At 65.0% G+C, this 18,883-nt stretch carries 20 protein-coding genes; 8 read left to right on the top strand and 12 right to left on the bottom strand.

Going from position 1 to position 18,883, the window contains the following annotated elements:
- Window position 1: 1 nt before the first annotated feature.
- Window positions 2-766: an SDR family oxidoreductase gene (locus tag C3E77_RS06090; protein WP_108393124.1), complete on the bottom strand. Its 765-nt coding sequence runs from the start codon at window positions 764-766 to the stop codon at window positions 2-4.
- Window positions 767-994: 228 nt separating this feature from the next.
- Here C3E77_RS06090 and C3E77_RS06095 point away from each other — a divergent pair, with 228 nt between their 5' ends.
- A complete protein-coding gene (locus C3E77_RS06095) occupies window positions 995-1,282 on the top strand; it encodes a DUF1905 domain-containing protein (protein WP_108390811.1) in 288 nt (95 codons plus the stop codon).
- Between the two features lie 179 nt (window positions 1,283-1,461).
- A complete protein-coding gene (locus tag C3E77_RS06100) occupies window positions 1,462-2,175 on the top strand; it encodes a M23 family metallopeptidase (RefSeq protein WP_108390812.1) in 714 nt (237 codons plus the stop codon).
- 8 nt (window positions 2,176-2,183) lie between these two features.
- Here the strand turns inward: C3E77_RS06100 and C3E77_RS06105 are convergent, their stop codons facing one another.
- Entirely contained in the window at window positions 2,184-3,215 is a 1,032-nt protein-coding gene (locus tag C3E77_RS06105) for a S66 family peptidase (protein ID WP_108390813.1), read from the bottom strand.
- A 207-nt stretch (window positions 3,216-3,422) separates the two neighbouring features.
- Between C3E77_RS06105 and C3E77_RS06110 the strand changes: the two genes are divergently transcribed.
- The 3 genes from C3E77_RS06110 to C3E77_RS06120 all read left to right on the top strand — a co-directional run bounded on the left by C3E77_RS06110 (window position 3,423) and on the right by C3E77_RS06120 (window position 6,378).
- Window positions 3,423-4,778, top strand: coding sequence for a hemolysin family protein (locus C3E77_RS06110; RefSeq protein WP_108390814.1), 1,356 nt, complete (start codon window positions 3,423-3,425; stop codon window positions 4,776-4,778).
- Entirely contained in the window at window positions 4,771-5,811 is a 1,041-nt protein-coding gene (locus C3E77_RS06115; protein ID WP_108390815.1) for a hemolysin family protein, read from the top strand. The genes C3E77_RS06110 and C3E77_RS06115 overlap by 8 nt, the downstream gene beginning before the upstream one ends.
- A gap of 102 nt (window positions 5,812-5,913) precedes the next feature.
- Window positions 5,914-6,378, top strand: coding sequence for a MarR family winged helix-turn-helix transcriptional regulator (locus C3E77_RS06120; RefSeq protein ID WP_108390816.1), 465 nt, complete (start codon window positions 5,914-5,916; stop codon window positions 6,376-6,378).
- A gap of 1 nt (window position 6,379) precedes the next feature.
- Here C3E77_RS06120 and C3E77_RS06125 read toward each other — a convergent pair whose 3' ends face one another.
- The 6 genes from C3E77_RS06125 to C3E77_RS06150 all read right to left on the bottom strand — a co-directional run bounded on the left by C3E77_RS06125 (window position 6,380) and on the right by C3E77_RS06150 (window position 12,682).
- On the bottom strand, window positions 6,380-7,216 hold the full coding sequence (locus tag C3E77_RS06125; RefSeq protein WP_108390817.1) for a class II glutamine amidotransferase: 837 nt from the start codon (window positions 7,214-7,216) through the stop codon (window positions 6,380-6,382).
- A 56-nt stretch (window positions 7,217-7,272) separates the two neighbouring features.
- Window positions 7,273-7,827 carry a hypothetical protein gene (locus C3E77_RS06130; protein WP_146188115.1) on the bottom strand — a complete coding sequence of 185 codons (555 nt, stop codon included), beginning with the start codon at window positions 7,825-7,827 and terminating at the stop codon, window positions 7,273-7,275.
- A 94-nt stretch (window positions 7,828-7,921) separates the two neighbouring features.
- Window positions 7,922-8,992, bottom strand: coding sequence for an NYN domain-containing protein (locus C3E77_RS06135; protein WP_108390819.1), 1,071 nt, complete (start codon window positions 8,990-8,992; stop codon window positions 7,922-7,924).
- Window positions 8,993-9,117: 125 nt separating this feature from the next.
- Window positions 9,118-9,879 (bottom strand): GH25 family lysozyme, encoded by a 762-nt coding sequence (locus C3E77_RS06140; RefSeq protein WP_108390820.1) that lies wholly within the window; start codon window positions 9,877-9,879, stop codon window positions 9,118-9,120.
- Window positions 9,880-9,908: 29 nt separating this feature from the next.
- On the bottom strand, window positions 9,909-10,739 hold the full coding sequence (locus C3E77_RS06145) for a VOC family protein (RefSeq protein WP_108390821.1): 831 nt from the start codon (window positions 10,737-10,739) through the stop codon (window positions 9,909-9,911).
- A gap of 143 nt (window positions 10,740-10,882) precedes the next feature.
- A complete protein-coding gene (locus C3E77_RS06150; RefSeq protein ID WP_108390822.1) occupies window positions 10,883-12,682 on the bottom strand; it encodes a DEAD/DEAH box helicase in 1,800 nt (599 codons plus the stop codon).
- A gap of 212 nt (window positions 12,683-12,894) precedes the next feature.
- Between C3E77_RS06150 and C3E77_RS06155 the strand changes: the two genes are divergently transcribed.
- Window positions 12,895-13,446 carry a nitroreductase/quinone reductase family protein gene (locus tag C3E77_RS06155; RefSeq protein ID WP_108393126.1) on the top strand — a complete coding sequence of 184 codons (552 nt, stop codon included), beginning with the start codon at window positions 12,895-12,897 and terminating at the stop codon, window positions 13,444-13,446.
- 21 nt (window positions 13,447-13,467) lie between these two features.
- Here the strand turns inward: C3E77_RS06155 and C3E77_RS06160 are convergent, their stop codons facing one another.
- Window positions 13,468-13,896, bottom strand: a complete 429-nt coding sequence (locus C3E77_RS06160) for a YybH family protein (protein WP_108390823.1) — start codon at window positions 13,894-13,896, stop codon at window positions 13,468-13,470.
- 218 nt (window positions 13,897-14,114) lie between these two features.
- On the opposite strand from C3E77_RS06160, the gene msrA reads away from it, so the two are divergent.
- The gene (gene msrA / locus C3E77_RS06165; RefSeq protein ID WP_108390824.1) at window positions 14,115-14,636 is read left to right on the top strand and encodes a peptide-methionine (S)-S-oxide reductase MsrA; all 522 of its coding nucleotides are present in this window, start codon (window positions 14,115-14,117) and stop codon (window positions 14,634-14,636) included.
- A 98-nt stretch (window positions 14,637-14,734) separates the two neighbouring features.
- Here msrA and C3E77_RS06170 read toward each other — a convergent pair whose 3' ends face one another.
- From C3E77_RS06170 to C3E77_RS06180, 3 genes are all read right to left on the bottom strand, one after another.
- Window positions 14,735-15,460, bottom strand: a complete 726-nt coding sequence (locus tag C3E77_RS06170) for a DUF72 domain-containing protein (protein WP_108390825.1) — start codon at window positions 15,458-15,460, stop codon at window positions 14,735-14,737.
- A 122-nt stretch (window positions 15,461-15,582) separates the two neighbouring features.
- Window positions 15,583-16,083 carry an SRPBCC family protein gene (locus C3E77_RS06175; protein ID WP_108390826.1) on the bottom strand — a complete coding sequence of 167 codons (501 nt, stop codon included), beginning with the start codon at window positions 16,081-16,083 and terminating at the stop codon, window positions 15,583-15,585.
- Window positions 16,080-16,430 carry an ArsR/SmtB family transcription factor gene (locus C3E77_RS06180; protein WP_108390827.1) on the bottom strand — a complete coding sequence of 117 codons (351 nt, stop codon included), beginning with the start codon at window positions 16,428-16,430 and terminating at the stop codon, window positions 16,080-16,082. Before C3E77_RS06180 ends, C3E77_RS06175 begins: the two co-directional genes overlap by 4 nt.
- Window positions 16,431-17,192: 762 nt before the next feature.
- Between C3E77_RS06180 and C3E77_RS06185 the strand changes: the two genes are divergently transcribed.
- Window positions 17,193-18,872 (top strand): DUF222 domain-containing protein, encoded by a 1,680-nt coding sequence (locus tag C3E77_RS06185; protein WP_162924928.1) that lies wholly within the window; start codon window positions 17,193-17,195, stop codon window positions 18,870-18,872.
- Window positions 18,873-18,883 lie beyond the last annotated feature (11 nt).

The raw sequence follows: 18,883 nt of genomic DNA on the forward strand, positions 1-18,883 counted from the left end.
CTCAGACCGAAAAACCACCGTCGGCCTTGATCAGCTGACCGGACACCCAGCGTCCCTCAGGCGACGCCAGGAAACTCACGACGCCGGCGATGTCGTCGGGTGTGCCGAGTCGGCCGGTCGGCTGGCGGTCGATCGCTGACGCACGGATCTCGTCGTTCATCCAGCCGGTGTCGACGGGGCCGGGGTTGAGCACGTTCGACGAGATGCCGAGCCCGCCCAGTTCGCGGGCAGCCGCGATGACGATCCGGTCGAGCGCGCCCTTGCTCGCGCCGTACGGCATGTTGTCGACGACGTGGTCACTGGTGAGAGCGATGATCGACCCGCCACCGTGTGGGATCTGTTCCGCGAGCGCACGGATGAGAAGCCACGCCGCGCGGGTGTTCACCGCAAAGTGGCGGTCGAAGCTCTCGATTGTCGTATCCAGGATGCCTGAATCCACCGACTCGGAGTGCGCGAGTACGAGGGTGGAGACCGGTCCGAGCTCGGCAGTTGCCCGCTCGATCACGGAGGCGGGGCCGCTGGGATGCGCGAGGTCGGCCTCGATCGGAAGCACGCGCCTGCCTGTCGCGCGGAGCTCATCAGCGATGTCGGCTGGATCGGCCGGCGAACCGCCCAGCGACATCCGCTCTTCGTATGGTGCCCAGTAATTGAACGCGATATCGAACCCGTCGTGTGCCAGGCGAAGTGCGACCGCCCGTGCGATTCCGTTTCTGCGCCCGACCCCGGTGACGCAGGCGATGCGGGGCTGGTTGTTCTGGTCTGCCATGATGCCAACGTAGCGGACCGCGACCTGCTGCGCGGGCGCCGAGCGCTGCACATCCACGCCCGCGCTGCACAAGCTTCTGTAGCGCAGGCATGGAACTGGAGCGCGCGATGACGGGTCGCTCGCACCCCGGCCCGGGCGTGCGGCTGGTTCGGGGTGGCCGTCGGTTCCGGTGCTCGGTACACTTCGGGCGAGAGAGCGAGCAGCCACCGAGGAAGAGGAGCACGCCCCGTGAGCACGAGTGCCGGTCCTATCGATGTCACGTTCACCGCGCCGATCGGGGTCGATGTGAAAGGCGATCTTTGGTCGTGCATCGAGGTTCCCGGCTCTGTCGAGTTGTTCGGCACGGCCAAGGCGGTGAAAGTGGTCGGCACCGTCGACGATGAGCCGGTCACGGCCGGGCTGATGCCCACCGGTTCGGGTGGGCACATGCTCTCGGTCAGCGCGAAGCTGCGGAAGAAGCTCGGCAAAGAGCTGAGGGACCAGGTCACCGTTCACCTGTCGGAGCGCCTGACCTGACGGAGCGCACCGTAGCGGCGCTCAGGCAGTAGTCGCGTCAGGCTGATCGGCGGCGCCCGACCGCCGAGCGCTGCACATCCATGCTCGCGCTGCACAAGCTTCTGTAGCGCAGCGATGGATGTGTAGCGCTCGATGCTGAGGGGGGCGACCGCACGCGGATGCCGTCGTAGACTGCACCGATGACGGCAGCGCAGCCCGGAGCCGATGCGGAACCCATCACCCTCGCCCTCCCTTTCCACGGATTGTGGCTGGTCCAGAACAGCCCGGCTCGGCGAGTACCGAGCCACGGGACCGACCTGCTCGGGGAGAGATACGCGATCGACTTTGTCGGTGTCGACGCTCGTCGCCGCACCGCGGAGCATTCCGGCTGGGGAGCCCTCGTTGGTACCGAGCCACCGGAGATGTTCTTCTCGTTCGGGCGGCCGATCCTCGCTCCGTGCGATGGCACAGTGGTTGCCCGTCACGACGGAGAGCCCGACCACGAGGCTCGCCGTTCGCCACTCACGCTCGTGCCGTACCTGCTCGGCCAGCGCGACAGGCTTCAGCAGGGAGTCGCAGCGATCGCCGGCAACCACGTCATCCTCCGTCTCGACGACCGCGACGCATATGTCGGCCTCGTGCATCTGAAGCGGCACTCGTTCCGGGTCGACGTCGGCGATCGGGTGACCGTGGGGCACCAGCTTGCCGAGTGCGGCAACTCCGGCAACTCCACCCAGCCCCATCTGCACGTCCAGGCCATGGACAGTGCCGACCTTTCCGTGGCTCGCGGCATCCCCATCCTGTTTCGCGACTTCAGCGAGCAGTCGCACCGCACTTCCGGGTTTCGGTCGCGCGACTCGGGTGTGCCGGGTGAGGGTTCTGTCGTCGAGTCCACCGCAGCACGACAGGACTGACCGCAGGCTCAGCCGATGCGCTGCTCCAGGTAGCTCTCCGCGTCGCTGTGCACGACCCTGGCCATGGCACCGTTCACCAGACTCATCTGGGGCGGGACGTGGCCACACTCGATGTCGGCAACAATAGGCACACCGAGCGAGCCCAGAGCATCGACGACCGCCTCATCCTGGCTGAGCGAATCCATGTCCGGTGCCGCCGTGCGACCGATGAGAATTGCGGATGCTCCGTCGAAGAACCCCGCAAGGCGCATTCCGTGCAGGTTCCTGCAGATGTCGAACGCGTTGTCCTCGGCTGCCTCGAGGTAGACGAGGGTCGGCTCCTGCCCGGAGCCGCCCCGGAGAAGCGTCGGCGAACCGAACGGTGTGCCCACGACGTTCGCGAGTGTTTCGATACATCCGCCGATCAGCCGGCCGACGGCATCCACCGGTTCGAGCCCGGCGTCGAGGCGGCGCCAGGTGCCCGTGCCCGTCCAGTTGTGCGTGGTCACATCTGGCTGTACGGACCAGTCGTCGTGGTCGTTCGCGCGGTGCAGGTTCGCGGGGGACTGACGGATCACCGTTCCACGTGGCGCCATCACGATGTCGAGCCAGCTCGCGAGGGTCTCGGGAAGCTCGTACGGGGTGTCCATGAGGTTGGGGCCGTGGATCGTCGCCCAGCCTGAGCGAAGGGTGAGGGGCGTGAGGAGCGTCGACACGTCTGAATACCCCACGAACCAGGTCGGCTCCGCCCCGGCCAGCGCGTCGAAGTCGAGCAGGGGCAACAGGTCGATCGCCGTCTCGCCTCCCCACGGCGGGATGACCGCGCGAATCGCGGGGTCGAGCAACATCCGCATCAACTCGGCAGCGCGAGCGGATGCCGGTGCGCTGATATGCCCGGTTCCATCCATGCACTCGCCGACCTCGACCCGGAAGCCCTTGTCGCGGAGCCACTCGATTGCGAACTCCAGCCGCCGTCGTTCTCTCTCACCGACACCGCTCGACGGCGCCGTGACCCCGATGAGGTCGCCGTGCTGGAGTGGGGCGGGGAAGACAGGATGCATCGGGCCAGAATGCCACAGTTCGTCGGTAGGACGCGTGCGACGGCGATGTCCCTGCCGCAGCGATGCGTGTACGTCATTGCTCATCCCTCTCGGCTTCTTCCCGGCGACGCCCCGGTATCCTGTTAAACATCATGGATGACCCTCCCTCTCACAGACCTGCGCCCTCTCTCGACAACGTTCTAGCGACGGATCGGAGGGGGCTGCGATATGTATGAGTGGATAATGCTTGGCGTCGGCCTTCTGCTGACCGCCGGAACCGGAATGTTCGTCGCCTCCGAGTTCGCTCTGGTGAACCTGGACCGAAACGACCTCGAAGCTCGACAGGCCCGGGGCGAGAAGCGCCTCGCACCGACAATCAAGGCGCTTCGGATCACCTCGACGCACCTGTCCGGTGCGCAGCTGGGCATCACGCTCACGACGCTGCTTACGGGATACACCTTTGAACCGGCGATCAGTTCGCTTCTGCGCGGCCCGCTTCTTGGTATTGGCATCCCCGAAGGACTCGTGCCCGGAATCGGGTCGGTCGTTGGCATCGTGCTCGCGACCATCTTCTCGATGATTATCGGCGAGCTCGTCCCCAAGAACTTTGCACTCGCCCTCCCGCTCGCGACGGCCAGGTTCGTCGTTCCTTTCCAGACGCTCTTCACCGCTGTGTTCCGGCCGGTGATCGCGCTGTTCAACAACACAGCCAACGCGATCATCCGGTCCTTCGGTATCGAGCCGAAGGAAGAGTTGTCAGGTGCCCGCAGCGCCGAGGAACTCAGCTCCCTCGTGCGCCGGTCAGCGCTCGAGGGTGTTCTTGACCAGGATCACGCCACCCTGTTGAACCGGACCCTTCGGTTTTCGGATCGTTCGGCGGCGGATGTTATGACGCCGCGGGTTCGAATGACGTCCGTACGCGCCGACGAGACGGCCGCAAGCATCATCCGTCGTGCGAGCTCAACGGGGTTCTCCCGATTCCCTGTGATCGGTCGCGACCCTGACGACATCCTGGGTGTGCTGCACGTCAAGCAGGCCTTTGCCCTCGACCTCGCCCAGCGCGAATCGACGACGGCCGCCGAACTCATGGGTGCGCCGCTGCGGGTGCCCGAGTCTATGGGCGTCGACACGCTCCTCGGGATGCTGCGCAAGCAGGGACTGCAGGTTGCGATCGTCTCGGATGAGCACGGCGGCACCGCGGGTATCGTCACGCTGGAAGACCTTGTCGAGGAAATCGTCGGCGAACTGGAAGACGAGCACGACCGGGCACGGACCGGGATCGTGCGTACGGGACGCTCAATCACGTTCGATGCCTCACTCCGTCCGGACGAGCTGCTCGAACGGGCAGGCGTCACGGTTCCGGAAGACGGCGACTATGACACCGTCGCTGGTTTCGTCAGCGACGAACTCGACCGGATTCCTGAGCTCGGCGACGAAGTGGCGATCGACGGTGGCATTCTGCGTGTCGAGCGGGTCGACGGAACCCACGTGGACCGGCTTCGTTTCACGCCGACCGACCCCGACGCCGAAAACCCCCACGACCACATTGTCGACACACTGATCAAGGAGCTTGGACATGAGTGAGTACCTCCCCGGAATCATCTGGCTGGTGGTGCTGCTCGTCGTCAACGCGTTCTTCGTCGGCGCCGAATTCGCGGTCATCTCCGCGCGGCGTTCGCAGATCGAGCCCAAGGCTGAAGCCGGTAGCAAGGCAGCGAAGACCACGCTGTGGGCCATGGAACACGCGACTCTCATGCTCGCCACGAGCCAGCTGGGCATCACCGTCTGCTCGCTCGTGATCCTCAACGTCTCGGAACCCGCGATCCACCACCTGCTGGAGATTCCGCTCGGGTTCACATCGTTGTCTGCCGAGGCAATCGGCATCATCGCCTTCATCGTCGCCCTCCTCATCGTCACGTTCCTCCACGTCGTGATCGGCGAGATGGTGCCGAAGAACATCTCGTTCTCGGTGCCCACCCGCGCCGCGCTTCTTCTTGCGCCGCCGCTCGTCCTGGTCGCGAAGATCTTCAAGCCGGTGATCTGGTCGCTCAACACCGTGGCGAACGGCGTGCTGCGCCTGTTCAAGGTCGAGCCGAAGGATGAGGCCACCAGCGCGTTCACCCTCGACGAGGTCGCCAACATCGTCGAGCAGTCCACCCGTGAAGGCGTACTCGTCGATGCTTCAGGCACGCTGAACGCAGCGTTCGAGTTCACCGGCAAGACGGTCGCCGACGTGGAAGTACCCATCGGCGAGATGGTTCAGCTTCCGCTCACAGCGACGCCAGCCGACATCCGTCTCGCAGTGGCCGAATACGGCTACTCCCGCTACATCCTCACCAACGGGGTCCATGAACCTACCGGATACCTGCACCTCAAGGACGTGATGGACCTCACCTCGCCGGAGGCATTCGACAGCCCTGTTCCCGCCAAACGGATTCGACGTCTCGCCTCCGCCTACAGCGGAAGCGAACTCGAAGACGCGCTGGCGACCATGCGCCGAACCGGGGCACACGTCGCCCGGGTCTTCGACGCCGACGGAAACACCACGGGAGTGCTCTTCCTGGAGGACATCATCGAGGAGCTCGTCGGCGAAGTCCAGGACGCTACGAGCAACTAAATGACACCGGCCCGCTCTCCCGCTCCTGCAGCGGGGGAGCGGGCTCTCACTGCGACGACCACCCGGGCAAAAGAGTGGCGGCGGGCACCCTAGGCTGAAGCCATGGAAAACGCCCCAGCCGCAGCTGAAGCCACGACCCTCGACCCCCGTGAGCTCGCCGTTGCGCTCATGGACATCTCCGCCGATGTACGGCGGAAGTCGCACGAGGGCACCGGGGTTTCGGCGCTGTCCAACGGCGCCTTCGACATCGTGCGGGTCATCGAGAGCAATCCGGGAATCACCGTCGCCGATCTCGCCTCCCGACTGGGTCGACAGCTCAGCAACGTGAGTACCCAGCTGAAGGAACTCGTCGTCAGGGGCCTCATCATCCGCAAGCACAACCCCGCAGACAAACGGTACGTCGCGCTGTATCCGACCGAGGAATCGCTCGGGATCAAGACGCTCCTCGAGACGGCGTGGTCTGATGCGCTTGGCAATGCCGCATCGCAACTCTCCGCCGAGGAACTCGAGCAGGTCCAGTCGAGCCTTCCCGCTCTCCGGCGCCTCGCCGAGATCCTCAGCAAGTAAGTCAGGGACGCTCGGGTGTCGGCGCGAAATCGTGTACTTCTGCCTCGCCACCCTGCACGGTGACACAGGACGACTCAGGGATTTCCTGCCACGCTCCGCGCAGGTCCCCGAAGGGCTCTGACACGATGAGCCGAGCATCGTCGGACAGTTCGTGAAGCACAGGGTTGTCGGGGTACTGGTGGCGGAGAGTGGAAATCTCTGTGCTGCGAAACAGTGACCGCGACAACCTCTCACTGGAGTAACGAAACGCCCACGTGGTGTTGCCGTCGGTCGTGGCCACGGTCATCTGAAGCGGAAACGGGATCCCGTGGCGCCGACCGGTCTCCTCGATGAGGCTGACCGCTCGGGCAACGGCCAGCCGCGGATTCTGTTCCAGGCCGAAGGTGAGAGCGAGGAAGAAGAACACCTCGGAGTCCGTCGACCCCTCGATCTCCGGATACAGCGACGGGTCAACAGCCATAACCAGGTCCCGCTTGACCGAGTGGAAGTTCGCGATCGCACCGTTGTGCATCCACAACCACTTGTCATGCCTGAACGGATGACAGTTCGTTTGCTGGATCGGTGTGCCTGTTGACGCGCGAACGTGCGCGAAAAAGCGACCGGTGGCTGTCTGTGCTGACAACTCCCGGAGGTTGCGGTCGTTCCACGCCGGCTCCATGCTGTGAACGATTCCGGGTGTGGCTCCTCGGCCGTACCAGCCGATGCCGAATCCATCACCGTTGACGGATTCGACGCCAAGCGTCGAGTGCTTACTTTGAACGATGAGGGAATTGGCCGGCTTGTAGAGCAGGTCTTCAAGCATCACCGGTGAACCGGAATACGCAAGCCACCGACACATGGGGTTCTCGCTCTCGTTTCGGCACCACTGGATCCGTCAAGCAAGCGGCCATTCTCTCACCGGCTCAGCGCCGCGAACCGGGCAAGAAGCCACCCACCGGGAACCAGCGCACACCCGATCGCTGGGAGCGCCGGTACCAACAGCAGCACGACCGAGAGGATATCTCTCTCGACACCCGGGTTGTCCGGCACGAACTGGATGAAGTAGACGTTCTGGTTGACGACCCCGATGAGGATCAACACAAGACCGAGGAGGACCGAGACGCGCGGACTCAGCCTGGGCGGGATGCGCGATTCGTCCCGCTCGTCACGAGTGCCTTCTTCTGTGCCGAGGGAAACGTGCGCAGGCGCCGGGACGCCTCGTGCGACGACCGCGGCGACGAGGAACCCGGCGCCGAGAGCCACGGAACTGCCCAGCAGTGCGAGGAGCGACATCACAGGCCAGCTCACCCAGAGTTCCTGACCACCCTGGGAGCCCCCGGCCACAGTGAGAGCCCACGAGCCGTAAACGCCAACGAGGATCAGCACGATGCCCAGCCAGAACGCGCGTCCTGGGTCGAGCCAGTCCGCGATGCCCCGGCGCGGCCGGTGGCGCATGGTTTCGGATGTCATGGCCCGAAGGTACTGGACGTCGGGAAACCGCACCAGAGTGGCCGCGGTTCTCGTGCGGAGTTCGCCCGCCCCGGTGCTCGTCCGCGTCTGGTGCCTAGTTGTCCGCGAGCGCGGGCAGGAGCCGGACGAGCCTCGCCGTGTTCGACTCATCGATCTCGGCGATGGAATCCCGCGACTTCACGAAATCGGAGAACGAACGGTAGCCGAGGGCTTTCTCGCTGAACGACGGGTCCATGCGCTTCATCTGGGTCTTCACGTTTGAGCTGTGCAGCCAGTCGGCGTCGTCCTTCTCGTGACCGAGCCGCAGGGCACGCTCGAGGAGGCCCGTTGCGACTTCCTGGGGGTCCGGCTCGTCCTCGGGCTCGTCCTCGACGATCGGGTCGGGGGAGGCCGCTCGCCTCGACGCGCGCCGCCGGGGCGGTGCCGCAGCGATGTCGGGTCCGGAGAAGACCAGGGCCGTCGCGGGCACGGCGTCCTTCGGGGTTTCTTCGGCGACAGCATCCGTTGGCGTCTTCTTCGACCGTGACGGTCGTTTCTCGGGCGCGGGTGTTTCGGGCGCCTTCTTCTCCACGACCGGCGTCGCGGGGAGCGCCTTGATGCCGGGGAGCGCGTCGTAGGTCGCGAACTCGTCACACGCGGCGGCGAGGGAGCGGCTTGTCGACCCGGCGACGCCGATGCCGACAACGTACCGGCCGAGGCGCTTGCAGCGCTGGGCGAGGGGGATGTAGTCCGAGTCACCGGCGACGATGATCACGTGCGTGAGGTCGGGAAGGCGGAACATGTCCTCGACCGTGTCTACCGCGAGACGGATGTCTGCACCATTTTTCGCGTATGCGGCGGCGGGGAACAGCTGCACCAGGTCGACGGCGCGGTTGACCAGCTGGCCGCGGTAGTCGGCGTTGACCGGGGCTGACCAGTCCGCGTACGCGCGCGTCAGCACGAGCGTGCCGAACGACGAGGCGAAGTCAATGATGGCGCCGACGTCGACAGTGGCCAGGGCGAGCTTCTCGGCTGCTTCCGGGTCGGCCTGCCGGTCTGCGGGGCTGAAGCCGCGGGCACGATCGCGCATGAACTGGCCGCGGCCGTGCACCTGGTCGTACCGCGAGATCACTATGTTGTCGAAGTCGATATAGACGGCGACGCGAGAATCGACGGGTTCAGGCATGGGGAAAAACTCTTCTCAATTAATCGGGGTGTGTAACCAGTTTGGACGCTCAGGGGGTGGCACGCCAAAAGAGGGGGCAGGATGCCGCCCGGTCACCACCGGCAGGAGGAGGCGGATCCGCGCTCTCAGCGGGTCAGCGCGCGGAGATCGTCGACGGTCCCATCGAAGACGTTCATGTCGATGAATTCCTCTTCGCCGTCGTAGCCGGGCAGGCGGTCACGGTCGGAGTACTGCCAGAAGGTCCAGTCCCGATCGTCGGGGAGGGTCGGCTCTTTCGCGATCGACCGGATCCAGATCGGGTTGTCCGGATAGGCGTCGAGGAGGTACCTGTCGTAGGCCTTTTGCGTCGCGTAGATGATCGGCGGCATGCCGTAGTGCTCCTCGAGATCCGCGAGAAGCGGGTCGAGAATGCTTTTTACATGGCTCCTGGTCGGCGGATTGTCGTGGAAGTCGCCGTAGTACTCGAGGTCGACCGTGATCGGGAGTGTTCCGGGATCCGCTGGCACCGTGTTGATCACGTTCTCAGCCTGCGTTTCGCCCGCGCTCTCGAAGCTCATGAAGTGGTAGGCGCCGACGACGAGATCGGTGTCTTGTGCGCCGGCCCAGTTCGCGGCGAACTGGGAATCCTGCGAACCGGATCCCTCGGTTGACTTGATGATCGCGAAGTCAATGTCTTCGCTGCCGAGAACCGTCCAGTCGATGTCGCCCTGGTAGACCGAGACGTCAACTCCGCGCGTCTCATACCCGGCGGCGGCGACGCGGTTCGGCCAGATCACCCCGGCGGCAATCAGGGCAGCGACCACGGCGATGATTACGCCGACAGCTGCAGCGGCAAAAAGGACATGTCGTCGTCGGCCGGTGGTGCGTGACGCTGATTCTGTGGACACGCCCCACAGTCTCACAGAAGCTCAGCGCTTCACGCGTCCGGCGGGCGGAATTCGCTCAGGGTCACTTCACCCCCTTGCGGGTCACGGATGGTGGCGAGAGCGGCCCATTCGGACTCCCATGTCCCCAGCACTGTGGCACCGAGCTTCTCGGCGAGCTCCACGCTTTCGGCGCGGTTGTCCACGCTGAATGTCACCCGCCAGTGCGGTCGTTCAGAGTCGGATGCCGGCTGCAACGCTCCGATGACGTCGGCGAACCCGTCGGGAACATCCGCCTGCCTGACGTAGATGTCGGGGTCTGCCGTCGCGGCGAGGTGGTTGCCGTAACCCGGCACACTGATCATCGCTTCGAGCCCGGGGCCGAGGTCCGCGTACGTCCAGCCGAACACACCCGTGTAAAAGGCGGATGCCGCGTCAGGGTCCGTTGTGCGCAGGTCGCTGAAATTCCAGGAACCGGGAGTATTCACCGCCTGGGCGCCCAGCCGTCGATAGGGCTGCCAGAGGCGGAACTCGGCGCCCTGTGGGTCTGCGCAGATGGCCGCGCGGCCACCGGGCCCCACATCGGCCGGGCCCGACAGCACTGTGCCACCGTTCGCGAGCACCGAGTCCGCTGTGGCGTCAGCATCCGTTACTGCGATGTAGGTGTTCCACACGGCGGTTCCCGTGCCGGTGCCGATGGCCGCAACGTCGTCGCCGGCCAGATGGGCGATCAGGTATTGCGCCGGCGCTCCAGGCGGCAAGGCGTTGGTGAACGTCCAGCCGAAAAGTTCGCCGTAGAACACGCTCGCCACTGTTGGATCCGGTTGTTCTGTGTCGACCCAACAGGGCACGCCGTGCGGATAGGTTCGCGGGATTCCCGACATCGACTCTCCTTCGTCGCGGCAACACGCCTCGCGCGCGCCCCACGGGTCAGGCTAGTCCTCTTCCCCGATCACGAACAGGCACGAAAAAACCGCCCTCCGCTCGACGAGTCGAGTGGAGGGCGGTTTTCGCACATCGTTCGCGATCAGCTTCGCGGCTTGCGCGTGTCCTTGTCTTCGCGCCGGGCGGATGCCGAGCGGTCGGGACGGAGTTCGATCAGCTTGCCGCTGATCCGCGTGTCCTTGAGCTTTTCCAGCGTCTCGGGGGAGAGGTTGGCCGGCAGCTCGACGATCGAGAAGTCGGGCAGGATCTTGATCCCGCCGAAGTCTTCGCGGCTTAGTCCACCCTCGTTCGCGAGGGCACCGACGATCTGGCGCGGTTCGACCTTCTGGCGCTTGCCAACCTCGATCCGGTATGCGGAAAGCTGCTGGTCGCTCGACCGCGGACGGCGCTCGGGACGCTCGCCGCGTGCCGGGCGGTCGTTCCTGTCGTTTCCACGGGCGGGGCGGTCATTACGGTCGCCTCGGGCGGCACGGTCGTCGCGCTCCATCCGCTCGCGGTCCCTGCGCTGGTTGCGCTCGTCCTCTGCCGTCAGCAGGAGGGGCGTTTCGCCCTGTGCGACAACAGCGAGAGCCGCGGCGACATCTGCCTCAGGCACATCGTGGTGTTCGACGTAGTGGTTGATGATGTCGCGGAACGTCTCGATCCGGTTCGACTGGGTCAGCGCCTCGGTGATGGCGTCGTCGAATCGCGCGAGGCGCGTGACGTTGACGTCCTCGACGCTCGGCAGCTGCATCTGCGTGAGCGGCTGACGGGTCGCCTTCTCGATCGCGGTGAGCAGGCGGCGTTCACGCGGGGTGACGAAGCTGATCGCCGCGCCCGATCGGCCAGCGCGGCCGGTGCGGCCGATGCGGTGCACGTAGGACTCGGTGTCGATCGGGATGTCGAAGTTGACCACGTGGCTGATGCGCTCGACGTCAAGGCCACGAGCCGCGACATCCGTTGCAACGAGGATGTCGAGCTTGCCCGACTTGAGCTGTTCGACGGTGCGCTCGCGCTGGGCCTGCTGCACGTCACCGTTGATCGCCGCTGCGGCGTACCCGCGGGCACGGAGCTTTTCGGCGAGGGTCTCGGTCTCGTTCTTGGTGCGGGTGAAGACGATCATGCCCTCGAAGTTCTCGACCTCGAGGATGCGGGTGAGCGCATCGACCTTCTGCGGGTACGACACCATGAGGTACCGCTGTGTGGTGTTCGCTGAGGTCGTCGTCTTGTTCTTGACGGTGATCTCTTCGGGGTCGTGCAGGTACTTCTTGGAGATCCGTCGGATCTGCGCCGGCATGGTGGCGGAGAACAGTGCCACCTGCTTGTCTTCGGGGGTGTCGGCGAGGATCGTCTCTACGTCTTCGGCGAAGCCCATCTTGAGCATCTCGTCGGCCTCATCGAGCACGAGGTACTTGAGCTGCGAGAGGTCGAGTGTGCCCTTCTCCAGGTGGTCCATGATGCGGCCGGGCGTACCGACGACAATGTGGACACCGCGACGGAGAGCCGACAGCTGAACGCCGTAGCCCTGTCCGCCGTAGACCGGGAGAACGTGCACGCCGCGCATGCCACCGGCGTAGCTCTCGAATGCCTCACAGACCTGGAGCGCGAGCTCACGGGTCGGTGCGAGGACGAGCGCCTGCGGGGTTTTCTGCGACATGTCGAGGCGGGAAAGGATCGGCAGGGCGAACGCTGCGGTCTTTCCCGTGCCCGTCTGCGCGAGGCCAACGACGTCGCGGCCCTCGAGGAGGACGGGAATGGTAGCTGCCTGAATAGCGGAGGGGGTTTCGTACCCGACTGCCTTGAGGCCTTTAAGAACTGAGTCGCTCAGTCCAAGATCGGAAAATGTGAGAGCTTCGCGGGCAGTTTCTGCCTCGCTCAGCGTCGTCGTGTCAGAAGACGTCATAGGTTCAACGGTAGCCCCTCTTGGGGGATGCCGTGTCAAGAGGCTATTGTGTGCGTCGGCTGCGGGGGCGCAAATGGATCAAACTCGCACGTTTGCGCGAATATCGCTGACCGGGATGCGTTACACGGGTAAGCATTTCTTCGTGACGATCGCGTGCCAGCGCCCTCGTGGCATCCGCCCCGCAGGCCACAGCTCAGGGCCACAATGGGGACATGCCTTCAGTGACCCAGGTTGTCCGCTCGGTTCTTGCTCCACTGACCCGCACTCGCGTGTTCCGTGCGGCCGGACCGCGGCTGCTGCCGGTCGCTGAACGGCTACTGGAGCGGCTAACCGGTGGCCGGGTCCAGGTCAGCGGCCTGCTCGTGCCGTCGCTGGTGCTGCAGTCGGTCGGCGCTCGGAGCGGCGAGGAGCGACTGACACCCCTGATGTACACGCCGGACGGCCGTGGCCGTGCGATCGTCGCCGGGACGAGTTTCGCCCGGGAACGGCATCCGGCGTGGACCTACAACCTCCTCGCGCACCCGGATGCTGTCATCACTGTGAAGGGTCGTCGGCGACTCGCGGTGCACGCGACGCTCCTGGAGGACGACGCGGACCGGGAGCGCGCGTGGCGCCTGATCGAGCGGCAGTGGCCCGGGTACCGCAGCTACGAACGCAACTCCGGTCGGCGGGTTCGCCTGTTCGTCCTGCAGCCGGTGCGCGAACTGGCACAGGATGCCGCGGGGCGCGACGGCGGGATATCGGCGGATGCAACCGGTGGCTAGGCGCCAACCGGAGCTGCGGGGTCAGACAGCGAAGATCGCTGAGTTCGATTCGGGATCGATGGGAAGCGATGTGTGCTCGTGGACGATCCGCCACGCGCCGTTCTGCCGTTCGAGCCCGACACTGAAGCGATTGGTCATCGAGTGCAGCCGTTCGCCATCGGGGGAAATCGCGGAGAAGGTCGCGTCGGCGTGGCCAAACGCGACGTCATCGCCGACGAACGTCCTGAGGTCCGTGAACTCGACCCGAACCGATGTGTCGCCCAGCGAGTTGAACCATCCCGTCGCCATCGCGCGCCAGGCCTCAATGCCCAGGTACTGCCATTGCTCCCAGGAGTCGAAAACGTGCACATCGTCCGCGTAGATGGCGGCGAACGCACTGACATCGCGGGCAGCTACCGCGGCGCGATATGCCTCGAGGACGGCAGTCACCGGGTTCGTGTTCGCGCTCATGTCTGACTCCCTTGTCGTCGTGTTGTCGTCGCGTTGTTGCGAATGCTAGCGGGGTCGACCGGCGGCGGGCCAGAGGTCCGTGTGTGACGTGCACCGCGACATCCGCCCGCCATCGGCGTTCGGAGACCCACGGCTGGTATTCAGGAACGAGGGAACACGAAGGGTGTCGCGTGCGTTCTCCTTCTCCGGCAGACTGTTTTGAGACAAGGGAGCCACTTATGACGAACACAACACAGACCGCGATTCTCGCCGGCGGATGCTTCTGGGGTGCCCAGGAGCTGCTGCGCAAGCGTCCTGGAGTGATTTCCACCCGCGTCGGATACTCCGGCGGCGACACCCCCAACGCGACGTACCGCAACCACGGCACACACGCTGAGGCCGTGGAGATCGTCTTCGACCCCGAGCAGATCTCGTACCGTGATCTGCTGGAGTTCTTCTTCCAGATCCACGACCCCTCCACCAAGAACCGCCAGGGGAACGACGTGGGCATGAGCTACCGCTCGGCGATCTTCTACCTCGACGATGAGCAGAAGCGAGTGGCGCTCGACACGATCGCCGATGTGGACGCGTCAGGCCTCTGGCCGGGACCGGTCGTCACCGAGGTCACCCCGGCAGGCGACTTCTGGGAGGCCGAGGAGGAGCACCAGGACTACCTGGAGAAGTACCCGAACGGATACACCTGCCACTTCGTGCGCCCGGGGTGGAAGCTCCCGCACCGTGAGGCGGAGCGCGTCTCCTAGGTTCAGTTCGATGCGCCCTGGCGGTTAACGCCAGGTGCACGTCACGAAACGCCGCGGCCCAGTGCCGCGGCGTTTTGTCGTTAACGAGGGCGGGTGGCTCAGCCGACCATTGAGCGCAGGGTGATCGCGTTCCGAACCGCGTTGCCGCCACCATCGTTGTTGAAGTAGACGTAGACATCCGTTCCGGCGTCACGCCATTCGCGCAGCCGGTCGGCCCACCAGGCGAGGTCACGGTCGGAATATGAGCCGCCATAGAGATGATCGTGGTCGGGGCCGTGCATGCGGACATAGGCGACGGATGCCGTGACCCGCAGCACGCAGGGAAGGCCTGCGCCGCTCATCACGCAGTAGGCAGCACCGTGGGACTCGAGCAGCCGGTAGACGCCTTCGTCGTGCCAGCTGGGATGCCGGAACTCGACGGCGACGGTGATCCAGTTGGGCAGGCGCCCGAGGAAATAATCGAGCCTCGCGTCGTCGCGCTCGAGCGACGGCGGCAACTGGACCAGGAGCACGGCGCGCTTGTCGCCGAGTTCGTGCCAGGCGTGGGCGATCCTGTCGATCCAGGCCTCTGGTGCGTAGAGCTTCTTGCCGTGGGTGAGTCCTCGCGGGGCTTTCACCGAGAGCCGGAAGCCCGGCGGAAGTCGGTTGCGCCAGCTCGCGAACGAGGCGTCGCGCGGCCAGCGGTAGAAGCTCGCGTTGAGCTCCACGGTGTCGAAGGTGCTCACGTAGTGCGGGAGGCGGTGCCAGCGGGGGAGTCCTGACGGATAGAGAACGCCGTCCCAGTGGTCGTAGCTCCAGCCTGAGGTGCCGATGTGAATGCCCATCCGACCTCGCTCTCGTCAGCCTCCACGCTAATCCATTGCGGCGCGCGGGCGGGCGGCTGGCGTGCGAAGGTGGCGGTGGTATCGAACCACCGCCACCTCCGTCGCGACTCAGCCGCCGCGCGCTAGTGCGAAACGGCTGACTCCGCGAGGACCGCGTCGATCTGGCCGAGAGCCTCAGTCAAACCTTCCACCATTCCCATCTCGACCATCGCTTCGAGTTGCTCGGTACTACTGAAAGTGTTGACCAGGGTCATCCGGGTGCCGCCATCGAAGGGTTCGAGGGTGGCCACGACCGCGGCGACATCGTCGACGTCGAGTGGGTCGCCGTTATCGTCGGCAAACCCGTCAACGAATTCGAGGCGATTCGGGGCATCCATCGCTATGAATTTCCACCAGCCCCGCGGTTTCGCTCCATCCGGGGTGGTCATGTAGTAGCGCGCTTCGCCGCCCGGCGTGAACTCGAATCGCTCGAATGTGGCGGGGACGGTGGGCGGTCCCCACCAGCGTTCGAGCTGCCGCGGGTCTTCCCAGACCTGCCAGACACGCTCAGCTGGCGCCTCGAACTCGGTGATGAAGGTCAGGGTGAGGTTTTCGACATCCGTACGTGAATTGACAAGAGTCACTTGTCGCTTCCTTTCTCAGGCTCGGAGAGGATCTCCCCGATGCGACTGGCACGGTCGTGCCAGATCTTTTCGTAGGCGTCGAGCAGCTGGGCTGCCCGACGAAGCGCTTCGGTGTTTCCGTGCACGATCTGCTCCCGACCTCGACGCTCCTTGGTGACCAACATCGCGCGCTCGAGCACCGCTACATGTTTCTGGACTGCGGCGAAGCTCATGTCGTAGTGCCCCGCGAGGTCGGAGACCGACTGCTCGCGGCGCAGTGTGTGCGCAACGATGTCTCGGCGGGTCGTGTCTGCCAGTGCCTGGAAGATGCGGTCCACCGCGATGTCACTCAGCTCATGTACAACCATTTGGTTGTAGGTTAGCAGGTCGGTTCGGGGTGCGCTAGGGGTTGGTGTGGGGAGCTGGGGAGCGGATGCCTGGGGTCGATGTCTTCGACGTGCAGGGCGATATCGATTCGAATCGATTTGGACCCCGGCGGAACACGCGTCACCAATGTAGACAATGACTGGATAGTGAGTTGCAATGATCTTTGCGACGGATAGATTAGCACGCATTCGCCCGTGATTCCGGGGTTCGCGTGATCAGGGTTGCACTTGATGTGGTCGGACCGGGTTCGGCGGGGATTGGTTTCTCGGCCATCCGGCAGGAAGTTTCTGCGGACTTTAGTAGAAACTACTTTCGAATTTAAGGTTGATGCGATATTATGAAGTATGGCAAAGGTGTCCGAGCAGATTCGAGAGGTCGCCCTTCGGGTGTGCGACCAGATTGCTCGGTATGAAGACGCCATTGAGGCGGTTGGTCGTGCGGCGGGGGATGCCGCGGGGCCGGAGCCAGCGTCCGGTCCTGAACCTGCGTCCGGTCCTGAACCTGCGTCCGGTCCTGAACCTGCGTCGGGATCTGAGCCGGCGTCGGGATCTGAGCCGGCGTCGGGATCTGAACCGGCGTCGGGCCTACAAGTTTCGCGCAGGGGCGGGTCTTCATCTGCTGAGGTTTCGACCGGCATCACCGAGTTCGGTGGTGCCGGTTCGTCGTTTAAGCGGCCGAGGTTTGTGCCGGTGGAGCCGGTTGCTGGCCACAGTGTGGGTGTGGGTGCGGGTGTGGGTGTGGGTGTGGGTGCAACGTCGGCGTCCGACGCTGATTTGCCGTTGTCGATGGTGTTGGAGCGGGCGGCGAATGCCGAGCTGGAGGAGCTGCTGCGCAATGCGGCGCGGGCGAAGTCCGAGCTGGATGCGGTGATCGCGGCCGGTGCTGGGGTGGCGGCGAAACGGTCAGCGCGTGATCTGGGGTATTCGGGGTGGGCGCAGTCGACGGGGGATCGCACGGCGGTGAATCTGGTGCAACGGTTGACCGGGTCGACGAAGTCGGAGGCGTTCCGTCAGGTTCGGCTCGGCGAGGCGATGGGTGAGGCGGATGCCGCCATTCACCCGACCGGGTTCGGACCCGGCACTGGCCCTGATAGTTCTGCTGGGCCGGGTGGCGATAGTGCTGACGACCCACTGATCGATGTGGATGGGAACCTGCTGGTTGATCCCGACGCTGACCCGGACGCGGATGCGCGGGTGTCGGTGTTGCGTCCGGTGCCGGTGGTGCCGTGGCACGAGCCGATCTCTCGGGCAGCACGTGAAGGTGTGATCCGGTCCGAGGCGGTGACGATCATCATGCGGGGGCTCGGGGTGCCGAATGAGCGGGTGGATGTGGAGATGTTGCGGGCCGCAGCGGTGGAGCTCATCGCGGACGCTGCCGGTGTGAATGCTGACGAGCTCGGCGCACGTGCGCGGCATTTGCGGGATCGGATTGATCCGGCCGGGGTGCAGGTGCGGTGGGATGAGCGGTTCGCGAACCGGAAGTGGCGGTTCGGCCGTAATGAAGACGGCACGAAAACAGCGTACGTGGCCTTCGATGAGGAAGGCGCCGCCTGGGTGGAGTCGATCGTGGGTGCGGCTTTGCGGCCGCGGCGGGGTGGGCCGCGGATGGTGGATCCGGTCGAGGCGGAACGGGCCGAGAAACTCCGGGTTGATGAGCGCAGTAACGACCAGATTGTGTACGACATTCTGATGGGTGCGATGCGCACCGGTGTGCAGGCCGACCCGTCAACGACGTATGGGTCACGTCAGCCCGGGATCCGGGTGGTGATGACCGAGGAGAACCTCGACAACCGTGCCACCGACAGTGAGGGCGCGGAGCACCTGGTCGGTACGGGGTATCTCGAAGACAGTAAAGATGCGGTTCCGGGCAGTGTGATCGAGAAGCAGATCTGTATCTCCGGGATCTCACCGATCCTGATGGACACTTCCGGCACCATCCTCGACGTCGGCCGGGAACAACGACTCCACACCCGGAAACAACGGGTCGCGATGGCGGTCCGCGACGGTGGCTGCCGGATCGAAGGCTGTGAGTGTCCACCGTCGATGACCGAGGCGCACCACATCAACGAATGGGTCGCCCACGAAGGCTGCACCGACCTCGCCGACGGGATCCTGTTGTGTCCGTACCACCACACTTTGGTGCACACGTTTGGGTATCGGGTGGTCCGGATCGAGGGCGAGTATTACCTGATCCCACCGCCGGGTGAGAACGGCGAACGAATTCCGATCCGGATGCCCTCGAAATCACCGTTGGAAAAGGAACGACTCCGCCTGGCCGGGATCAAAGCTGCGACCGAGGCTGCGGACGCCGCGGCACGAGCCGCAGCCGCCGGGGCGACGGATCGGGAGGGCAGACCCGTTGGGCAGGGGCCAGGGGAGAGCTCTGCCGTCGATCCACCGACACGACGCGCCGTCACTGGGTAGGCGGAGGCGGC

The organism is Mycetocola zhujimingii, from assembly GCF_003065425.1.
Classification (GTDB): Bacteria; Actinomycetota; Actinomycetes; order Actinomycetales; family Microbacteriaceae; genus Mycetocola_A; species Mycetocola_A zhujimingii.